The organism is Dactylosporangium sp. NPDC051485, from assembly GCF_040682015.1.
Taxonomy (GTDB): domain Bacteria; phylum Actinomycetota; class Actinomycetes; order Mycobacteriales; family Micromonosporaceae; genus Dactylosporangium.
Genome location: NZ_JBFAZW010000049.1, coordinates 47,259 through 65,030, shown reverse-complemented (window position 1 = coordinate 65,030; position 17,772 = coordinate 47,259). Strand labels below are relative to the sequence as shown.

Genomic DNA, 17,772 nt, shown 5'->3' with positions numbered 1-17,772 from the left:
TTGATCGTACGGCGAGAAGCTCCCACCATGCTCACGATGCGCGACGTCCTGCAGGCCCGCCGGATCGTCCAACGCCACCTGCCGCCCACCCCGTCCTGGTCGTACCCCCTCCTCGACGAGGCCGCCGGCCGCCACCTCGTCGTCAAGCACGAGAACGCCCAGCCCACCGGCGCGTTCAAGGTCCGCGGCGCCCTCAACCTCCTGCACGCCGTGCGCGAGCCCGTCGTCACCTACTCCACCGGCAACCATGCCCGCGCCATCGCGTACGCGGCCCGCGCGTTCGGCCGCCACGCCACCGTCGTCATGCCGGAGCACGCCGACGAGCTCAGGGTCCGCGCCGTCGAGGCGCTCGGCGCCACGGTCGTGCGCCACGGCGCGAACATGGCCGACGCCGAGGCGCACGCCCAGACGCTCCCCGGCCGCCTGATCAGCCCCGGCGACGAGCCCCCCATCGTCGCGGGCGTCGCCACCGCCTACCTGGAGCTGTTCGAGCGCCATCCCGACCTCGACACGGTGGTCGTCCCGGTCGGCTCGGGCACCGGCGCGGCCGCCGCCGGGCTGGTCGCGGCCGCGGTCGCGCCCGGCTGCCGGGTCATCGGCGTGCAGTCGGCGGCCGCGCCGGCCGCGCACGACTCGTGGCGGGCGCGCGGCTGCGTGCGACGCGAGAACCGCACCCGCGTCGACGGGCTGGCCACCGGGCGCGGCTTCGAGGGGCCGCAGGCGCTGCTGCGCGCCCACCTGGCGGACTTCGTGCTGGTGAGCGACGACGAGATCGACGCGGCCCGGCGGCTGCTGGCCCGGCGTGCCGCCACCCAGGCCGAGGGGGCCGGCGCGGCGGGGCTGGCAGCGGTGCTCGCCCGGCCCGACCTCATGGGCCGCGCGGTCGGGGTGATCGTCACGGGGGCCAACGCCACCGAATTGGAGCTTGCCCGTTAGGCGCTTCGTTCCTACCGTTCGCCGATTCGCCGGCGGGCGCCGGGCGCCACCCGCCGTGGATCAGGTTACGTCGATCGATACGGCCTGCCGCCCAGGCCGACCCCCGTCGAAAAGAGGTCGCCGTGACCGGACCCGAAGAGCGCACCACGCCGCGGGCAGGTGACCGCAGCCCCTGGAACTGGCTGCTGTTCATCCCGATCGTCGTGCCACTGCTCACCTTCCTGTTCAACGCCGACGGGCCCCGCCTGCTCGGCTTCCCGCGGTTCTACTGGCTCCAGCTGGCCTTCATCGTGCTCGGCGTGGGCACCACCACGCTCGTCTACGAGATGACGAAGCGGAGGTGAGCGGGCATGTGGCGCGACCATGAGCTCGAGATCGCCATCTTCGTGATCCTGTTCCTGGCCGTCAGCGCGGTCGGCTTCGTCGCCGCCCGCTGGCGCCGCCCGGACACCCTGGCCCACCTCGACGAGTGGGGCCTGGGCGGGCGCAGCTTCGGCGGCTGGGTCACCTGGTTCCTTGTGGGCGGTGACCTCTACACGGCGTACACGTTCGTCGCCGTGCCCGCCCTGCTGTTCGCTTCCGGCGCGGCCGGGTTCTTCGCCGTGCCGTACACCGTCATCATCTATCCGCTGGTCTTCCTGGTGCTCGTGCGCATGTGGTCGGTGTCGCACCGGCACGGGTTCGTGACGCCGGCGGACTTCGTGCGGGCCCGGTTCCAGTCGCCGACGCTCGCGCTGCTGATCGCCATTACGGGGATCGTGGCCACCATGCCGTACATCGCGCTGCAGCTCGTCGGCATCGAGTCCGTGCTCAAGACGATGGGTCTCACCGGCTCCGGCGCCCTGGCCCGGCACCTGCCGATCATCATCGCGTTCGCGATCCTGGCCGCCTACACGTACTCCAGCGGCCTGCGGGCGCCCGCGCTCATCGCCTTCGTCAAGGACATCCTCATCTACGCGGTGATCCTGGTCGCCGTGTTCTACCTGCCGGCCAAGCTCGGCGGCTGGGGCGCGATCTTCGACGCCGCCGACGCGAAGTTCGCCAAGACCCCCTCGCCGGCCGACGGCATCCTGCTCAACGCCAACAACCAGGTCCAGTACTTCACGCTGGCCCTGGGCTCGGCGCTGGCGCTGTTCCTGTACCCGCACAGCCTGACCGGCGTCCTGGCCGGCAAGAACCGCGACACCATCAAGCGCAACATGTCGGCCCTTCCGGCGTACTCGTTCCTGCTCGGCCTCATCGCCCTGCTCGGCTTCGCCGCGATCGCCGCCGGCGTGGTGCCGCTGAAGAACCCCAACGGGACCCCGGACAACAACACCGTGGTGCCGCTGCTGTTCGACAAGCTCTTCCCGGACTGGTTCGCGGGCGTCGCCTTCGCCGCGGTCGGCATCGGCGCGCTGGTCCCGGCGGCCATCATGTCCATCGCCGCGGCCAACCTGTTCACCCGCAACATCTATCGCGAGTACCTCAAGCGCGACGCCACCCCCGCCCAGGAGGCCCAGGCCTCGAAGATCATGTCGCTGCTGGTGAAGTTCGGCGCCCTGGTCTTCGTGGTCTTCGTCGACCCGCAGTTCTCCATCGACCTGCAGCTCATCGGCGGGGTCATCATCCTGCAGACGCTGCCGGCGGTGGGCCTGGGCCTGTTCACCCGCTGGTTGCACCGCGGCGCCCTGGCGGCCGGCTGGGTCGCCGGCATGGGCCTGGGCCTGTGGATGCTCTACCGGGTGACGAACCCGACGACGGGCCGCCACTTCGCCGGCTCCGCCTTCCCGCTCAGCGAGTGGGGCCTGGACACGAAGAAGACCATCTACGTCGGCTTCGTGGCGGTCGTGGTGAACCTGCTGGTCGCCGTCATCGTGACGCTGATCCTGCGGGCCACCTCGGTCGCCGACGGCGGCGACGACACGCGACCGGCGGACTACTTCGCCGACGAGGGCGACCCGCGGCCGACCGACACTCCGGCGTCCCCTTCGCCGGCGGCCGTGACGCCCGACCCGATCACCTGACCGCCCGCCCGGGCGGCGACGCGCGCCGCCGCCCGGGCTAGGGCGGGGGCAGGTACCAGCCGTACGGGCTGGGCAGCGACCCGCTGAGCCGCGCCGGCAGGTAGTGGCGCCCGAAGAGCTCGGCGACCAGATCGGTCCGGCTCGACACCGCCAGCTTCGACATGACCGCCTTCAGGTGGTCGCCGACGGTGTGCACGCCGATGCCCAGCGCCCGGGCGATCTGGGCGTTGGAGCGACCCTGCAGGACCAGCTCGGTGACCTGCCGCTCACGGCCCGTCAGCGCGTAGGCCCGCACCAGCACGTCGGCGAGGTGCGTCTGCCGGGCCGGCTCGATGACCACGGCGACGTGGCCGCCCTCGCCCCCGAGCAGGGACGCGTGCAGCAGCAGCCAGCCGCCGCCGCGCCGGGGCAGCCGGCCCTGCGCCGGGGTCGCGCCGCCGGTGCCGGCGCCCGCGGCCCTGGCCATCGCGGCCACGGAGCGCACCGCGCTCGGCAGCGCGTCCGGGCCGTCCATCTCCGCCAGCCACCGCTCGGCGGCGGCGCTGCGCCCGGTGATCGCGCCGGCGGCGTCGATGACGAGGACCCCGGGCGGTTCCGGCAGGCCGGGCGGCGCGTCGGCGGCGGCGCTGAGCAGGCAGCGCCGCAGCCCGTCGCCGACGACCGGGGCGAGCGCGGCGAGCAGCTGCGCGTCCGCCCGGGTGAACGGCGGGCCGCCGAGCCGGTAGGCGACCAGGGTGCCCCAGCACTCGCCCCGGTCGGTGAACACGGCCCGCAGCTCGTCGCTCACCCCGAGCCTGGCCAGCAGCCCGCGCCAGCGCGGCGAGCGCGCGAGGTCGCCGCCGGTGGACTCGTGCAATCCGGCGGCGACGGTGCCTTCGGCGAACAGCGCCGCGAACGTGTTCACGTCCGGCTCGCCGAACTCCAGGTCGAACAGCCGCTGCTCGAGCGCGTGGTCCTCGTCGCGGCCGACGAGCACGCAGCTGGTGAACAGCAGCGTCGCCGGGTCCGTGGTCGACCAGGCGGCCAGGTCCCAGCCGATCGCGGCGCGCAGCACGGCGTCCAGCTGCGTGCGGTACGCCGTCAGGTCCAGCCCCAGATGCGACAGGCGCAGCGCCGCGCGGCGGAGGCGCTCCTGGGTGGTCTCGGGCATGGACTCGACGCTAACGCCCCGCGCGGTGGCGCGGACCCCCGAATTTTCGGGATGGGCGGCCCCCGGGCGCGTCCCTAGCGTCTTGGTCATGACGAACGCACTGCCGGTGGACGACACCGTCGAGCGCAACAAGCGCACCATGCGCCGCATCTACGAGCTGATCATCGATCAGGGCCGGACCGAGCTGATCGCCGAGCACTTCGCCCCGGGCCTGGTCAACCACACCGCACCGGAGCCGCTGCGCACCGGCACGGAGGCGGTCGCCGGGCTGGTCTCCATGCTGGGCACCGCCTTCCCCGGCGCCCGCACCGAGATCGAGGAGATGAGCGGCGCCGGCGACGTGGTGGTGATGCGCAACTGGTACGCCGGAACCCACCTCGGCCCGTTCCTCGGCAACGCCCCGACGGGCCGCCCGTTTCGGTTCCGGCAGATGCACTGGATGCGCTTCGGCGCCGACGGCCGGGTCACCGACCACTGGGGCGTGCGCGACGACGTCAGCCACCTGCAGCAGCTCGGCCTGATCGGGTAGGCGCACCCGGCCTCAGCCGAGCGCGAGGCCGGGCTCGTCGTCGGGCAGCCCCGGCCGGGGCGCAGGGATGCGGTACTCCTCGGTGAGCGTCGTCATCGGCCCCGGCCAGGTCGCCTGGGCCACCTCGATCGGCTTGTGGTCCTCGTCGAAGGCCACGTGCAGCAGCACCAGCACCGGCGTGTCCGGCCGGATCTGCAGCAGCTCGGCCTCCTCGCGCGTGGGCAGCCGGGCGCTGACCTGGTCGCGCGCGCTGGCGTAGCGGCGGCCCAGCTCCTCCTCGACCTCCTGGTACAGCGGCCGGTCGAACACGTCGGGCCGTTCGATCGACGTCCCGCGCACGTCGTTCGGCTTGAACCAGGAGGCCCCGACCTCGACCGGCGAGTCACCGGTGCGCACGAGATGCCGCCGCACCAGCAGCGGCGCTCCCGCGTCGAGCCCGAACGCCTCGGCCACCTCGGCCGGCGCCGGCATCTGCGCCACGATCATGAGATGCTGCCGGTACCGCGCGGCGAGCTCCGCGTGGTAGCCGCGCTGCGACCCGTACCGTCCGCGCGAGAGCCGGTTCATCCGCCGCTTGGTCCCGCGCACGAACGTCCCCGAGCCGGGCCGGGTGATCAGCAGCCCCTCGATCCGCAGCTGGTCGATGGTCCGCTGCACGGTCTGCTTCGCCACACCGAACTGCGCGGCAAGCGCCGGAATCGAGGGCAGCCGCTCGCCGGGCCCCCAGTCCCCGCGCTGGATCTGCGCCCGCAGCTGCGCGCCGATCTGCCGATGCGGGAACTCCGCGGCCCCGGGATTGATGGTCATGCCTACCAAGCTAGCCTCCTAGGATGCCCCACGCAACGCGATCGGCAACATAAGGTGCACCGATGACGAATCGGCAGCGGGTGACCATCGTGACCGGCGCCAGCCGGAGGATCGCCATAGGAGCCGCGGTGGTACGGCGAATAGCCGCCGACGGCGCCGCCGTCCTCGTCCACTCGTGGGAGCCGCACGACCGCGAGCAGGAGTGGGGCGCCGACCCGGGCGGGGCGGAGGCGCTGGTCGCCGAGGTGCGGCGGGCCGGCGGCCGGGCCGAGCACGTCGCCGCCGACCTCGCCGACCCGGACGCGCCCGGCCGTCTGGTCGAGGCGGCCCGGGACGCGTTCGGCCCGGTCGACGCGGTCGTGGCCAACCACGCCCGCTCCAGCGGCCAGGCCCTCGAGGACCTCACGGCGGCCGAGCTCGACCTCAGCTACGCGGTGAACACGCGGGCCACGCTGCTGCTGGTCCAGGCGTTCGCGGCCCAGCACGACCCGGCCCGCGGCGGCGGGCGGGTGGTGCTGTTCACCTCGGGCCAGTACCACGGGGCGATGCCGCAGGAGCTGCCGTACATCGCGTCGAAGGCGGCGCTGCACGAGGTGACGCGGAGCCTCGTCGTACACCTGATGCCGCGCAACATCACCGTGAACTGCGTCAACCCGGGCCCGAACGACACCGGCTACGCCACCGAGGCGGTCCGCGCCGACGTGGCCGCGCGCAACCCGGGTGGCCGCTGGAGCACCCCGGCCGACGCCGCGGCCCTGGTGGCCTGGCTGCTCAGCGACGACGCCGGCTGGGTCACGGGCCAGACCATCGCTTCCGACGGCGGCTGGTCGTCCCGCTAGGAGACACAGCGGCCGCGGCTGTTGCCGTCACGGGCGTCGTGTGCTTCCTGCTCGCCCTGGCGCTGTTCGGGAACGTTCCTGCCTGGCCACGCGGGCAAAGCTGACCGCGGCGTTGACCGGTCTGCGGCTGCCGCAGCCGAACCTGTCGTCGCTGACCAAGGCGCGGCGCCGGTCGGTACCGCGCCGCTACGGCGGCTGCTCGGGACCACGAGCAAGAGTTCTTGTACCGCCAGCCGCGCGCTTTCGACGAGTTACGTGCTGTCGTCGTCGCCGCGCAGGAAGACCCGTGGGCCGGCTGGGCATGCGACGGCGACACCCATTGGACGCCGAGCCTTGTGCGCGAGTGGTGGCGCGACCACGGGCGGGTCCGCGAATGGATCACGACGAAGCGGCGCCAGTGGAACATCTCGGCTCGTGCCGACGAACGAGAAGCCGCGACCGGCCTTGCCGATTACCTCGCCTACCTCGACGGCGACCTGGCAGTCCACCTTCAGGTGTACTGCTACTTCCTCGACAACCACGTCAGCCCGGCTGCCGGAGACCGCCTGCCACCCTTGTGAGGCCGCGCGTCGCGGCATGCGCCTGTGCCCGATCTTGGTATCGATGCTCGTCGCCACCAAGCTGTCGAAGGCTGCTGGTACCGTCCGACCGTGCAGCTGGCCACGCGGGAGAACCGTCACGAGGAATGGGTTGACGTCGACTTCTCGCACCAGGCGTTCGACTGGTTCGGCGCGTTTGGCGGGACCTTCGTGCGCTGCGACTTCACGGAGACGTCGTTCGAGCGGTTCAGCGTCGGGCACGAGGGGCAGACGCGGTTCATCGACTGCCGATTCCAGCGGACCCGCTTTCCGCTTGGCAACACCCATTTCTTCAACGCGCGCCTCCAGCGGTGCGTGTTCGACGGCGCGCGGCTGCGCGATCTGCGCGTCGATTCGGCGGAGTTCGTCGACTGTGTCTTCCGTGGCCGAATCTGGCACACCATGTTCTTCGGCCGTCCCTTCATGCGCGGCACCCTCGACCGGGAGCACAACGAGTGGCACGGCAACGACTTCAGCGCGGCCGACCTCGTCGACGTGAGCTTTCGCGACATCGACCTGCACCTCCAGCGCTGGCCCGACACTGCCGAGTACGCCCTGATCGACCGAATCGACGAGCGGGTCGCCGCCGCGACGGCATCGGTCCGAGACTGGCCGGACCGGGTACTTGCGGAGCTCAACGATCTCCGGGACCACACGCACCGCGATCCACACGGCTTCGTGCTGGTCCGCAGACGGGAACTGGGCCACCGCCTGACACCACGGCTGCGTGACCAATTGTGGGCGCTGCTCGTCGAGGACTACAACGACGACCAGACGTAGAGATGCCGCCCCTCGGCGTAGGCCGATCGCGCCAGATCCGCCAGGTCGAGCAGCCGCTCGGCCTCCCAGTCCTCCAGCAGGTAGCGGTGGGCATAGGCCCGGATCTGTTCGCCGTCGAGACGTGTCAGGGTGGCGACGAGCTCCGCATTGATGCGCAGGGTCCAAGGGCCGTCGTACTCCTGGTCTGCCGGATCGAAGTTGATCGGTTCATCGCGGCCGAACTCGCTCGGATCCCGGCCGTCGATCTCACCGGCGAACTCCTCGACCTCCAGTATCCAGCCCTTGCAATCCACGTATGGCCATTGGCTGCCGTCGGGCCCTTCGTCAAGATCCATCGCTTCCAGCTCCTGCTGGGTCGCCGCGAAGTAATGCATCCAGATGCCCACGCGGGGCAACCTATCGCGTGGCGCGTGCGGACGCTCGCCGGCTTCGCGCCGCTCGATCAGTGCGGTCGCGCCGGCAGGGCTCACCGTCCGACGGGTGCCCTTCACCGTCCGCAGTACCGGCACCGGGTCGGGCGCGGGTGACGCCGGCGACGGGCTGGGAGAGGGTCGAGCGGCGCTACTGCGCTGTGCTCCCGGCCGCTGTCCCTAGCCGACGAGTTTGCGCAGGTAGTCGACGTCGACGTCGAGCAGGGAGCCGATCAGGGTCACGCCCTCGGGGTCGAGCTCGATCTCGCAGGGCACGGCCAGGACCGCGCAGCCGGCGGCGCGGGCGCTGCGGATGCCGTTGGGGGAGTCCTCGACCGCCACGCAGCGCGTCGCGTCGGCGCCGAGCAGGCGGGCCGCGGTCAGGTACGGCATCGGGTGCGGCTTGGTCTCGTCCACCTCGTCGCCGGCCACGACGGCGTCGAAGTTGGCGGCGCCGATGGTCAGCAGGGCCACGTCGACGAGGTGCCGGTGGGTGGCGGTGACGAGGGCCAGCGGTACCCCCTCGGCGCGCAGGGCGGCGAGCAGCTCCTTGGCCCCGGGCCGCCACGGCACGCCGCCGCGCAGCAGCTCCTTGACCCGCTCCTCCAGCCACACGACGCTCTCGTCCATCGCCGCGGGGGTCAGCGGCAGGCCGAGGTCGCCGTGCAGGATGCGCATGGAGTCGGACATGTTGGTGCCGATCATCGCCCGGCGGGCCTGGGCCGACAGCGTGCGGTCGTAGTGGGCGGAGAGCTCGTTCAGCCCGACCTCCCAGACCTTCTCGCTGTCCACGAGGGTCCCGTCCATGTCGAAGAGCACCGCCTGCATCGCCACGGCACCGATCCTGCCAAGCGCGGGTTCCGGATCGGGTGCACCGAGGGTGGACCGTGCGCTAACTCACGCCGAGCCGACCCGGGCCAGGAACTCGGCCGGGGTCATGGAGCCGGGGCCGGTGCCCGCGTGCGCGGCCGCCACGACCAGCCGGCGGGCCGTCTCGTTGGCCGGGGTCGGCACCCCGTGCAGGCGGCCGAGCAGCACGATCTCGCCGTTGAGGTAGTCGGCCTCGACGCTGCCGGTGCGGCGGGCCAGGCTCTGCCAGGTCGAGCCGCCGCCGCGCTCCTCGCCGGCCACGGGGCGCAGCTGCAGGATGTCGCCGCGGCGTTCGGCGTCCTCCTCGGCGGAGGCGAAGGCGATGCCGGCGGCGCGCAGGACCGCCTCGCCCTCGGCGCGCACCGGGGCCACCGCCTCGTCGAGGCCGTCGGCCCGGCCGCACAGGGCCTCGACGGCGTTGGCGAGGTTCATGAGCAGCTTGGTGTACTTGCGGCGCATGATGTCGGGCCGGGGCTCGCTGTGGAAGCCGGCCTTCACGAGCCGGGCCGAGATCTCGGTGGCGAGGGCGTCGGTGCCGGTCGGGTACCGGCCGATGTCGAGGATGCCGGGGACCGGGGCGCACTGGGCGACGACGACGCCGGGGGACAGGTGCGTCGCGGGGAGCATGACGCACACGCCGTACACCTCGGCGTTGTACCGCAGCGCGGACCGCTCGTTGGCGACGCCGTTCTGCAGGCAGACCACGGGCAGGTCGCGCGGTAGCTGTTCGAGGACGCCGACGGTGTCGTAGCTCTTCACGGCGAGGACCGCGACGTCGCCGGGCCGCCAGCCGGCCTCGGCCGGGGTGGCGAACGCCGGAATGCGGTGCACGGAGTCGCCGGACGCCTCGCGCAGCAGCAGGCCGTCGCGGCGGATCGCCGCCAGGTGCGGGCCGCGGGCCACGACCGCCACGTCGGTGCCGGAGCCGGCGAGCCGCCCCGCGACGACCCCGCCGACCGCACCCGCCCCAATGATCACGAATCGCACGCCGTCGACCGTACCGCCCGGGCCCGGCCGGCGTCGGGAGCCACATGGTGGGAAGTGGTTACCGCAGACAGGGATACCGGCCCGTAATGTGCCTGGCATGCAGGTGACTCAGTCCGCGAAGCTGGCCAACGTCTGTTACGACATCCGCGGACCGGTGATGGCCGCCGCCAAGCGCATGGAGGCCGACGGCCACCACATCCTGAAGCTCAACATCGGCAACCCGGCGCCGTTCGGCTTCGAGGCGCCGGAGGAGATCCTGCAGGACGTCATCCTCAACCTGCCGGCCGCGCACGGCTACGGCGACTCGAAGGGCCTGCTGTCCGCCCGGCGGGCCGTGGTGCAGTACTACCAGCAGAAGAACGTGCACGGCGTCGACATCGAGGACGTGTACCTCGGCAACGGCGTCTCCGAGCTCATCGTCATGTCGCTGCAGGCGCTGCTGGACAACGGCGACGAGGTGCTGATCCCCTCGCCGGACTACCCGCTGTGGACGGCGTCGGTGTCGCTGTGCGGCGGGCGGCCCGTGCACTACCTGTGCGACGAGAGCAACGAGTGGATGCCCGACGTCGAGGACATCGCCGCGAAGGTGACGCCGCGGACGAAGGCCATCGTCGTGATCAACCCGAACAACCCGACCGGCGCCGTGTACTCCACCGAGCTGCTCGAGCGCATCGCCGAGGTGGCCCGCCGGCACAACCTGCTGATCTTCTCCGACGAGATCTACGACAAGATCCTCTACGACGGCGCCGAGCACACCTCGACCGCCGCGCTCGCCCCCGACCTGCTCACGATCACGTTCAACGGCCTGTCCAAGGCCTACCGGGTGGCCGGGTTCCGCACCGGCTGGATGGTCCTGGCCGGCCCGAAGGGGCACGCCACCAGCTACATCGAGGGCCTGGACATCCTGGCGAACATGCGGCTGTGCCCGAACGTGCCGACGCAGCACGCGGTGCAGACGGCCCTGGGCGGCTACCAGAGCATCGACGACCTGATCCTGCCCGGCGGGCGGCTGCTGGAGCAGCGGGACGTGGCCTGGAAGATGCTCAACGAGATCCCGGGCGTGTCGTGCGTGAAGCCGCAGGGGGCGCTGTACATGTTCCCGCGCCTCGACCCGGACGTGCACCCGATCAAGGACGACCTGCGCTTCGCCCTCGACCTGCTCAAGGCGGAGAAGGTGCTGATCGTGCAGGGTACGGGCTTCAACTGGCACCAGCCGGACCACTTCCGGATCGTGACGCTGCCGAGGGTCGCCGACCTGGAGGACGCGGTGACCCGCCTGGGCCGGTTCCTGTCCACCTACGTTCAGGACTAAATGTCCCTTTTAGTGCATGATGGCCCCGGTCCGTGCAACTTGCGGACCGGGGCCATCAGCGACAAGGGGCCCTGGGGCCGCCCTGCTACCAGGCGCCCGTCGCCGAGGGGCCGGCCTGGCCGCCGCGCCGCCGCAGGTACTTCTCGAACTCCTGCGCGATCTCGTCCCCCGACAGCGGCTGCAGCCCCGCGTCGCCGGCGCGTTCCTCCAGCTCACGCACGTATTCGGCCAGCTCCGCGTCCTGCTCGGCGGCTTGCTTGAGCCGCTCCTCCCACTCCGCCGACTGCTTGGCCAGGTCGCCGGTCGGCACCGGGATGTCGAGGATCTCCTCGACCCGGTGCAGCAGCGCCAGGGTCGCCTTCGGGCAGGGCGGGTTGTTCGCGTAGTGCGGCACGTGCACCCAGAACGACGCGGCCTCCAGGTCGGCCCGCACGCAGGCGTCCTGCAGGACGCCGACGATGCCGGTCGGGCCCTCGTAGCGGGTCGGGATCAGGCCCAGCCGCTCCGCTGCCTCCGCCGACGCGCTGGCCGGGGCCGAGCCGCTGACCGGCAGCGCCCGGGTGTACGGCACGTCGGCGAGCAGCGCCCCCAGCAGCACGATCCGGTTCACCTCGAGGCTGTGGCACACCTCGAGGACCTCGTCGCAGAAGGTGCGCCAGCGCATGCTGGGCTCGATGCCACGGATGAGCACGATGTCGCGCCCCGAGTCCGGCGGGCTGGCCACCGCGAAGCGGGTCGTCGGCCACTCGATGCGCCGGGTCTCGCCGTCCGACATCGTCACGGTCGGGCGGTTGACCTGGAAGTCGTAGAAGTCCTCCGGGTCGAGCGAGGCGATCGTCTCCGCGCCCCACTCCTGCTCGAGATGCTCGACGACAGCGGTCGACGCGTCGGCAGCGTCGTTCCACCCTTCGAACGCGGCAATCGCGACAGGGGAGCGCAACACGGGCAGGCCGTCGAACTCGGTCACGGGACCCAGCCTACGTTGAGCGCCGCGAGATGGCTTGTCGGCCGCGCGGGTAACCGACCAGACGGGGGTGAATACTCTAGGCGGCGAATGCCGGGTGATGTGCCACGCCCCATTACGGCACGCTCATGATCTCTCGGTAGCATCCTGGAATGCGAAACGGACGCAGGTCCTGGCTCGTGGCCTTCACGGCTTTCTTCCTGGTCTTCGGGGCGTGGTGTTTCGCCGCTCCGTTCGATGGCCCGGCGGACGAGGTCCAGCACACCATCCGGGCAGCGGGGGTCGCCTCGTTCGATCCGGGGCAGATCTTCGCCCGGCCGGCCGTGGTCCCCGACGCGTTCGGGCGCCCGGGCATGGGGGCCTACCAGCAGGTGCCGGTCGGCATGGACGTCCACGCGTTCTCGTTCTGCTTCGGTAACGAACCGCGGCAGTCCGCCGACTGCGCCGAGGGCCTGAGCGGCGGGCCGATCGGCGAGGTCAGCACCAGCGCCGGCCGCTACAACCCGCTGTACTACTTCTTCGTCGGTCCGCCGCTGCGCTGGTTCCCGAACTGGGGCGGCCTGATCGCGGCCCGGCTGATCAGCTCGGCGCTGTGCGCGGCCCTGCTCGCCTCGGCGTTCGTCTCGCTGCTGCGCTGGTCGCGCTACGGGCTCACCGCCGCGGCACTACTGTGCGTAGCCACCCCGATGCTGGCGCATCTGGCCGGTGGCGTGAACCCGAACTCGGTCGAGATCGCCGCCGGCATCGCGTTCTTCTCCGCCGGCATACCGCTGCTGCTGGAGCCGCCCGACCCGGTGCGCAAGCGCAACCTCGTCACGCTGCTGGGCATCAGCGCGGTGCTGCTGCTGACCCTGCGCTCGGCCGGCCCGGCCTGGTTCGCGTTCGCCTTCTTCGCCCTCGTGGTGCCGGTGCGCTGGAAGTGGCTGAAGGAGTACTGGACGGCGCTGCGGCGGGTGCGGTACTGGACCGGCGGTGTGATCCTCGCCGCGGTGCTGTCCGCCGCCTGGATCGTCGGCATGAAGACCGGCGAGCTGGTGCCGCCGATCCCCGGGATGTGGCACTGGCGCTTCGGCGAGGCGGTCGCGCTCTACATCAACAGCTGGTCGATCTACCTCGAGGGCATGATCGGCGTCGCCGGCTGGTTCGACGTGAGCATGTGGAAGCCGTTCTACATGGTCTGGACCATGCTCGTGGGCGGGCTCGTGTTCTTCGGCGCCATCTTCGGCAACTGGACCCTGCGGTGGCGGTATCTCGTCATCCTGCTCGGCGGCATCGTGCTGCCCGGCTTCCTGCAGGTCAGCCAGGCCAACCAGACCGGCTTCATCACCGCCGGCCGCTACATGCTGCCGCTGCTGGCCGGCCTGCCGCTGCTGGGCGCCTGGACCCTGGAGCAGCGGCTGCTCGACGCCGACAAGGTCCGCTCGCTGGCCCGCACGTTCGTGGTCACGTTGCTGCCGATCCACATGGTGCTGCTGGTGTGGGCGATGGTGCGCTGGCAGCGCGGCCTGCCGGGCAGCGCCGGGGTGGGCTATTTCAACCCCCTCGCCGGCAACTGGCACCCGCCGACCACCTCCTTCCCGCCGCTGGTGCTCATGACGATCGGCCTGCTCTACACCGGCTGGGTGTTCTGGCGGGTGCCGCACGCGGGCGTGCCCGTGGCCCCGGTCCTCGTCGCCGAGGAGGCGCCGGCCGCCGCGCCGGCCGGCAAAAGCGCCGAGCTGACGGAAGAGGTCGCGCCGGAGGCATCGCACGACGTCGAGGTACCGGTGGCGGCGGGCGACGTTCCCATCCAGCGGGAGATCCGTTCCGATACGTGGCGGGAATCGCGTGTGCCGGGTGCTGAAGCCGCACCCGGCTCCCGTTAACCTTCGGGGTATGGCGGAACTGCTGAAGACGCTCGCGGATCGGGTGCTCCTCGCCGACGGCGCGATGGGCACCATGCTCCAGGCGGCCGAGCTCACCCTCGACGACTTCGAGGGGCACGAGGGCTGTAACGAGGTGCTCAACGTGACCCGCCCGGACGTGGTCCGGGGCGTGCACGAGGAGTACTTCGCGGCAGGTTCCGACGCCGTGGAGACCAACACCTTCGGTGCGAACCTGGCCAACCTGGGCGAGTATGGCATCGAGTCCCGCATCCGCGAGCTGTCGCAGGCGGGCGCCCGGCTGGCCCGGGAGGCCGCCGACGCGCACAGCACCCCGGACCGGCCGCGGTTCGTGCTCGGCTCCATCGGGCCGGGCACGAAGCTGCCGACGCTGGGCCACGCGCCGTTCGCGGTCCTGCGCGACGCCTACTTCGACAACGCCGCCGGCCTGCTCGACGGCGGCGCCGACGCGCTGATCATCGAGACCTGCCAGGACCTGCTGCAGACGAAGTCGGCCATCATCGGCTCCCAGCGCGCGATGTCCGCCACCGGCCGGACCGTCCCGATCATCACGCACGTCACGGTCGAGACCACGGGCACCATGCTGCTCGGCTCGGAGATCGGGGCCGCGCTCACCGCGCTGGAGCCCCTCGGGATCGACCTCATCGGCCTCAACTGCGCCACCGGGCCGGCGGAGATGAGCGAGCACCTGCGGTATCTCGCCCAGCACGCCAAGGTGCCGGTGTCGGTCATGCCCAACGCGGGCCTGCCCCAGCTGACGGCGAACGGCGCCTACTATCCGCTGACCCCGGACGAGCTGGCCGAGGCGCTGCAGCGCTTCGTGCTCGAGTACGGCGCGGGGCTCGTCGGGGGCTGTTGCGGTACGACTCCGGCCCATATCCGCGCCGTCGCGCAGAAGCTCGGCAGCCAGCCCCCGGTGTCCCGCCGGCCGCAGGTCGAGCCCGGCGTGGCCAGCATCTACCACCACGTGCCGTTCCACCAGGACGCCAGCGTGCTCATGGTCGGCGAGCGGACCAACGCCAACGGCTCGAAGGCCTTCCGCGAGGCGATGCTCGCCGCCGACTACCAGACCTGCCTGGAGATCGCCCGGCAGCAGGCCCGCGACGGCTCCCACATGCTCGACCTCAACGTCGACTACGTCGGCCGCGACGGCGCCCAGGACATGCGCGAGCTGGCCGGCCGCTTCGCCACCGCCTCGACCCTGCCGATCATGCTCGACTCGACCGAGCCCGAGGTCATCGCGGCCGGCCTGGAGATGCTCGGCGGGCGCTGCATCGTCAACTCGGTCAACTTCGAGGACGGCGACGGCCCCACCTCCCGCTACGCGCGGATGATGCCGCTGGTCAAGGAGCACGGCGCGGCCGTCGTGGCGCTGACCATCGACGAGGAGGGGCAGGCCCGCACCGCCGAGTGGAAGGCGCGCATCGCCGCCCGCCTCATCGAGGACCTGACCACGCGGTGGGGCATGGCCGTCGAGGACATCCTGGTCGACTGCCTGACCTTCCCGATCACGACCGGGCAGGAGGAGGTCCGCCGGGACGGCATCGAGACGATCGAGGCGATCCGGGAGATCTCCCGGCGCTACCCCGGGATCAACTTCACCCTGGGCATCTCCAACGTCTCGTTCGGCATCAACCCGGCCGCCCGGCAGGTGCTCAACTCGGTCTTCCTGCACGAGTGCCAGCAGGCCGGCCTGACCAGCGCGATCGTGCACGCCTCGAAGATCCTGCCGATGAGCCGCATCCCGGACGAGCAGCGCGAGGTGGCCCTCGACCTGGTGTACGACCGCCGCCGCGAGGGCTACGACCCGCTGCAGAAGTTCATCGAGCTGTTCGAGGGGGTCGACGTCGCCTCGGCCAAGGCGTCGCGGGCCGAGGAGCTGGCCGCGCTGCCCCTGGAGGAGCGGCTCAAGCGGCGCATCATCGACGGCGAGCGCAACGGCCTCGAGGCCGACCTCGACGAGGCGCTGGCCGCCCGGCCCGCCCTGGAGATCATCAACGACGTGCTGCTCGACGGCATGAAGACCGTCGGCGACCTCTTCGGCTCCGGCCAGATGCAGCTGCCTTTCGTGCTGCAGTCCGCCGAGGTGATGAAGTCCGCCGTCGCCTACCTCGAGCCGCACATGGAGAAGTCCGAGGACGACGCCGGCAAGGGCCGCATCGTGCTGGCCACGGTCAAGGGCGACGTGCACGACATCGGCAAGAACCTCGTCGACATCATCCTGTCCAACAACGGCTACGAGGTCGTGAACATCGGCATCAAGCAGCCGATCTCCGCGATCATCGAGGCCGCCGAGACCCGCCAGGCCGACGCGATCGGCATGTCCGGCCTGCTCGTCAAGTCCACGGTGATCATGAAGGAGAACCTGGAGGAGATGAACGCCCGCGGCGTGGCCGAGCGCTGGCCGGTGCTGCTCGGCGGGGCCGCCCTGACCCGCGCCTACGTCGAGGACGACCTGCGGGCCCTCTACCACGGCGACGTGCACTACGCCCGCGACGCCTTCGAGGGCCTCGCCCTCATGGACCGCGTCATGACCGCCAAGCGCGGCGGCGCCCCCGTCATCGACGCGGAGCGCGAGGCCGCCCTGGCCGCCCGCCGCGAGCGCCGGGCCCGCACGGTCGAGATCCGCGAGGACCTGCCGTCGCTGGACGACGCCTCGGTCCGCTCGGACATCGACTACGCCGCCCCCGTGCCCGCCGCGCCGTTCTTCGGCACCCGGGTCGTCAAGGGCATCCCGCTGGCCGACTACGCCGCCCTGCTCGACGAGCGCGCCACCTTCCTCGGCCAGTGGGGCCTGCGCGGCGCCCGCGGCGGCACCGGCCCCACCTACGAGGAGCTGGTGGAGACCGAGGGCCGCCCGAGGCTGCGGTACTGGATGGACCGCCTCGCCTCCGACCGGGTCCTCGAGGCCGCCGTCGTCTACGGCTACTTCCCCTGCTACTCCGAGGGCAACGACCTCGTCGTGCTCGACGAAAACGGCCACAGCGAGCGGGCGAGGTTCTCCTTCCCGCGCCAGCGCCGCGACCGCCGCCTGTGCATCGCCGACTTCTTCAAGCCCCGCGACTCCGGCGAGCTCGACGTCATCGGCCTGCAGCTCGTCACCGTCGGCCAGCCCGTCTCCGACTACACCGCCAAGCTCTTCGCCGGCAACGCCTACCGCGACTACCTCGAGGTCCACGGCCTGTCGGTGCAGCTGACCGAGGCCCTGGCGGAGTACTGGCACAAGCGCGTCCGCGAGGAGTTCGTCCTGCCCGACGGCCGCCCCATGGCCGCCGACGACCCCGAGGACCTCGACGGCCTGCTGCGCACCGACTTCCGCGGCTGCCGCTACAGCTTCGGCTACCCGGCGTGCCCCGACCTGGAGGACCGCGCCAAGACCGTCGCCCTGCTGCGCCCGGACCGCATCGGCGTCACCCTGTCCGAGGAGTTCCAGCTCGTCCCCGAGCAGGCCACCGACGCCATCATCGTCCACCACCCCGACGCCTCGTACTTCAACGCCAAGTAGCTGCTGATACGTCCCCGGAGACGGCCTGACATCGTCATCAGGCCGTCACCCGGGTAGCAACTGGCGGGCGTCGCACGGCCCACGAGCAGCCGGCGGCGGAAACGACCAGCACCGCACTGACCGAACTCGTCACGTCGTGAGCGCCATCCGTAATGCCCCCAGTGGCGACGTGGGCGCCTGCGGCCGGACGGCCGCGGGCGCCCGTCCCCGACGTTC

16 protein-coding genes are annotated in these 17,772 nt (G+C 71.6%); 10 read left to right on the top strand and 6 right to left on the bottom strand.

The window, feature by feature from the left end; genetic code table 11:
• The first annotated feature begins 36 nt into the window (after nucleotides 1–36).
• The 3 genes from AB0M46_RS26385 (at nucleotide 37) to mctP (ending at nucleotide 2,942) form a co-directional block, all read left to right on the top strand.
• Nucleotides 37–936, top strand: coding sequence for a pyridoxal-phosphate dependent enzyme (locus AB0M46_RS26385; RefSeq protein WP_363340013.1), 900 nt, complete (start codon nucleotides 37–39; stop codon nucleotides 934–936).
• Between the two features lie 122 nt (nucleotides 937–1,058).
• The gene (locus AB0M46_RS26380) at nucleotides 1,059–1,280 is read left to right on the top strand and encodes a DUF3311 domain-containing protein (protein ID WP_363340011.1); all 222 of its coding nucleotides are present in this window, start codon (nucleotides 1,059–1,061) and stop codon (nucleotides 1,278–1,280) included.
• Nucleotides 1,281–1,286: 6 nt separating this feature from the next.
• The gene (gene mctP / locus AB0M46_RS26375; RefSeq protein ID WP_363340009.1) at nucleotides 1,287–2,942 is read left to right on the top strand and encodes a monocarboxylate uptake permease MctP; all 1,656 of its coding nucleotides are present in this window, start codon (nucleotides 1,287–1,289) and stop codon (nucleotides 2,940–2,942) included.
• Between the two features lie 37 nt (nucleotides 2,943–2,979).
• On the opposite strand, the gene AB0M46_RS26370 is transcribed toward mctP, so the two are convergent.
• The gene (locus tag AB0M46_RS26370) at nucleotides 2,980–4,092 is read right to left on the bottom strand and encodes a helix-turn-helix transcriptional regulator (RefSeq protein ID WP_363340007.1); all 1,113 of its coding nucleotides are present in this window, start codon (nucleotides 4,090–4,092) and stop codon (nucleotides 2,980–2,982) included.
• Between the two features lie 88 nt (nucleotides 4,093–4,180).
• Here AB0M46_RS26370 and AB0M46_RS26365 point away from each other — a divergent pair, with 88 nt between their 5' ends.
• Entirely contained in the window at nucleotides 4,181–4,621 is a 441-nt protein-coding gene (locus AB0M46_RS26365; RefSeq protein ID WP_363340005.1) for an ester cyclase, read from the top strand.
• A 12-nt stretch (nucleotides 4,622–4,633) separates the two neighbouring features.
• On the opposite strand, the gene AB0M46_RS26360 is transcribed toward AB0M46_RS26365, so the two are convergent.
• On the bottom strand, nucleotides 4,634–5,428 hold the full coding sequence (locus tag AB0M46_RS26360) for a GntR family transcriptional regulator (protein ID WP_363340003.1): 795 nt from the start codon (nucleotides 5,426–5,428) through the stop codon (nucleotides 4,634–4,636).
• A 62-nt stretch (nucleotides 5,429–5,490) separates the two neighbouring features.
• Here AB0M46_RS26360 and AB0M46_RS26355 point away from each other — a divergent pair, with 62 nt between their 5' ends.
• From AB0M46_RS26355 to AB0M46_RS26345, 3 genes are all read left to right on the top strand, one after another.
• On the top strand, nucleotides 5,491–6,267 hold the full coding sequence (locus AB0M46_RS26355) for an SDR family oxidoreductase (RefSeq protein WP_363340001.1): 777 nt from the start codon (nucleotides 5,491–5,493) through the stop codon (nucleotides 6,265–6,267).
• Nucleotides 6,268–6,488: 221 nt separating this feature from the next.
• Nucleotides 6,489–6,827: a hypothetical protein gene (locus AB0M46_RS26350; RefSeq protein WP_363339999.1), complete on the top strand. Its 339-nt coding sequence runs from the start codon at nucleotides 6,489–6,491 to the stop codon at nucleotides 6,825–6,827.
• A 24-nt stretch (nucleotides 6,828–6,851) separates the two neighbouring features.
• On the top strand, nucleotides 6,852–7,625 hold the full coding sequence (locus AB0M46_RS26345) for a pentapeptide repeat-containing protein (RefSeq protein ID WP_363339997.1): 774 nt from the start codon (nucleotides 6,852–6,854) through the stop codon (nucleotides 7,623–7,625).
• Here the strand turns inward: AB0M46_RS26345 and AB0M46_RS26340 are convergent.
• The 3 genes from AB0M46_RS26340 to AB0M46_RS26330 form a co-directional block, all read right to left on the bottom strand.
• Complete coding sequence (locus tag AB0M46_RS26340) at nucleotides 7,604–8,116, bottom strand: hypothetical protein (RefSeq protein ID WP_363339995.1); 513 nt, start codon at nucleotides 8,114–8,116, stop codon at nucleotides 7,604–7,606. The two genes, AB0M46_RS26345 and AB0M46_RS26340, sit on opposite strands and share 22 nt — an antisense overlap.
• Before the next feature lie 99 nt (nucleotides 8,117–8,215).
• Nucleotides 8,216–8,854 carry an HAD family phosphatase gene (locus AB0M46_RS26335; protein ID WP_363340042.1) on the bottom strand — a complete coding sequence of 213 codons (639 nt, stop codon included), beginning with the start codon at nucleotides 8,852–8,854 and terminating at the stop codon, nucleotides 8,216–8,218.
• A 78-nt stretch (nucleotides 8,855–8,932) separates the two neighbouring features.
• Entirely contained in the window at nucleotides 8,933–9,892 is a 960-nt protein-coding gene (locus AB0M46_RS26330) for a 2-dehydropantoate 2-reductase N-terminal domain-containing protein (RefSeq protein ID WP_363339993.1), read from the bottom strand.
• A 97-nt stretch (nucleotides 9,893–9,989) separates the two neighbouring features.
• Here AB0M46_RS26330 and AB0M46_RS26325 point away from each other — a divergent pair, with 97 nt between their 5' ends.
• Nucleotides 9,990–11,204 (top strand): pyridoxal phosphate-dependent aminotransferase, encoded by a 1,215-nt coding sequence (locus AB0M46_RS26325; protein ID WP_363339991.1) that lies wholly within the window; start codon nucleotides 9,990–9,992, stop codon nucleotides 11,202–11,204.
• A gap of 85 nt (nucleotides 11,205–11,289) precedes the next feature.
• Here the strand turns inward: AB0M46_RS26325 and AB0M46_RS26320 are convergent, their stop codons facing one another.
• Nucleotides 11,290–12,171: a PAC2 family protein gene (locus AB0M46_RS26320; protein WP_363339989.1), complete on the bottom strand. Its 882-nt coding sequence runs from the start codon at nucleotides 12,169–12,171 to the stop codon at nucleotides 11,290–11,292.
• A gap of 149 nt (nucleotides 12,172–12,320) precedes the next feature.
• On the opposite strand from AB0M46_RS26320, the gene AB0M46_RS26315 reads away from it, so the two are divergent.
• Nucleotides 12,321–14,033, top strand: coding sequence for a hypothetical protein (locus AB0M46_RS26315; protein ID WP_363339987.1), 1,713 nt, complete (start codon nucleotides 12,321–12,323; stop codon nucleotides 14,031–14,033).
• A gap of 10 nt (nucleotides 14,034–14,043) precedes the next feature.
• Nucleotides 14,044–17,556: a methionine synthase gene (gene metH, locus AB0M46_RS26310; protein ID WP_363339985.1), complete on the top strand. Its 3,513-nt coding sequence runs from the start codon at nucleotides 14,044–14,046 to the stop codon at nucleotides 17,554–17,556.
• Nucleotides 17,557–17,772 lie beyond the last annotated feature (216 nt).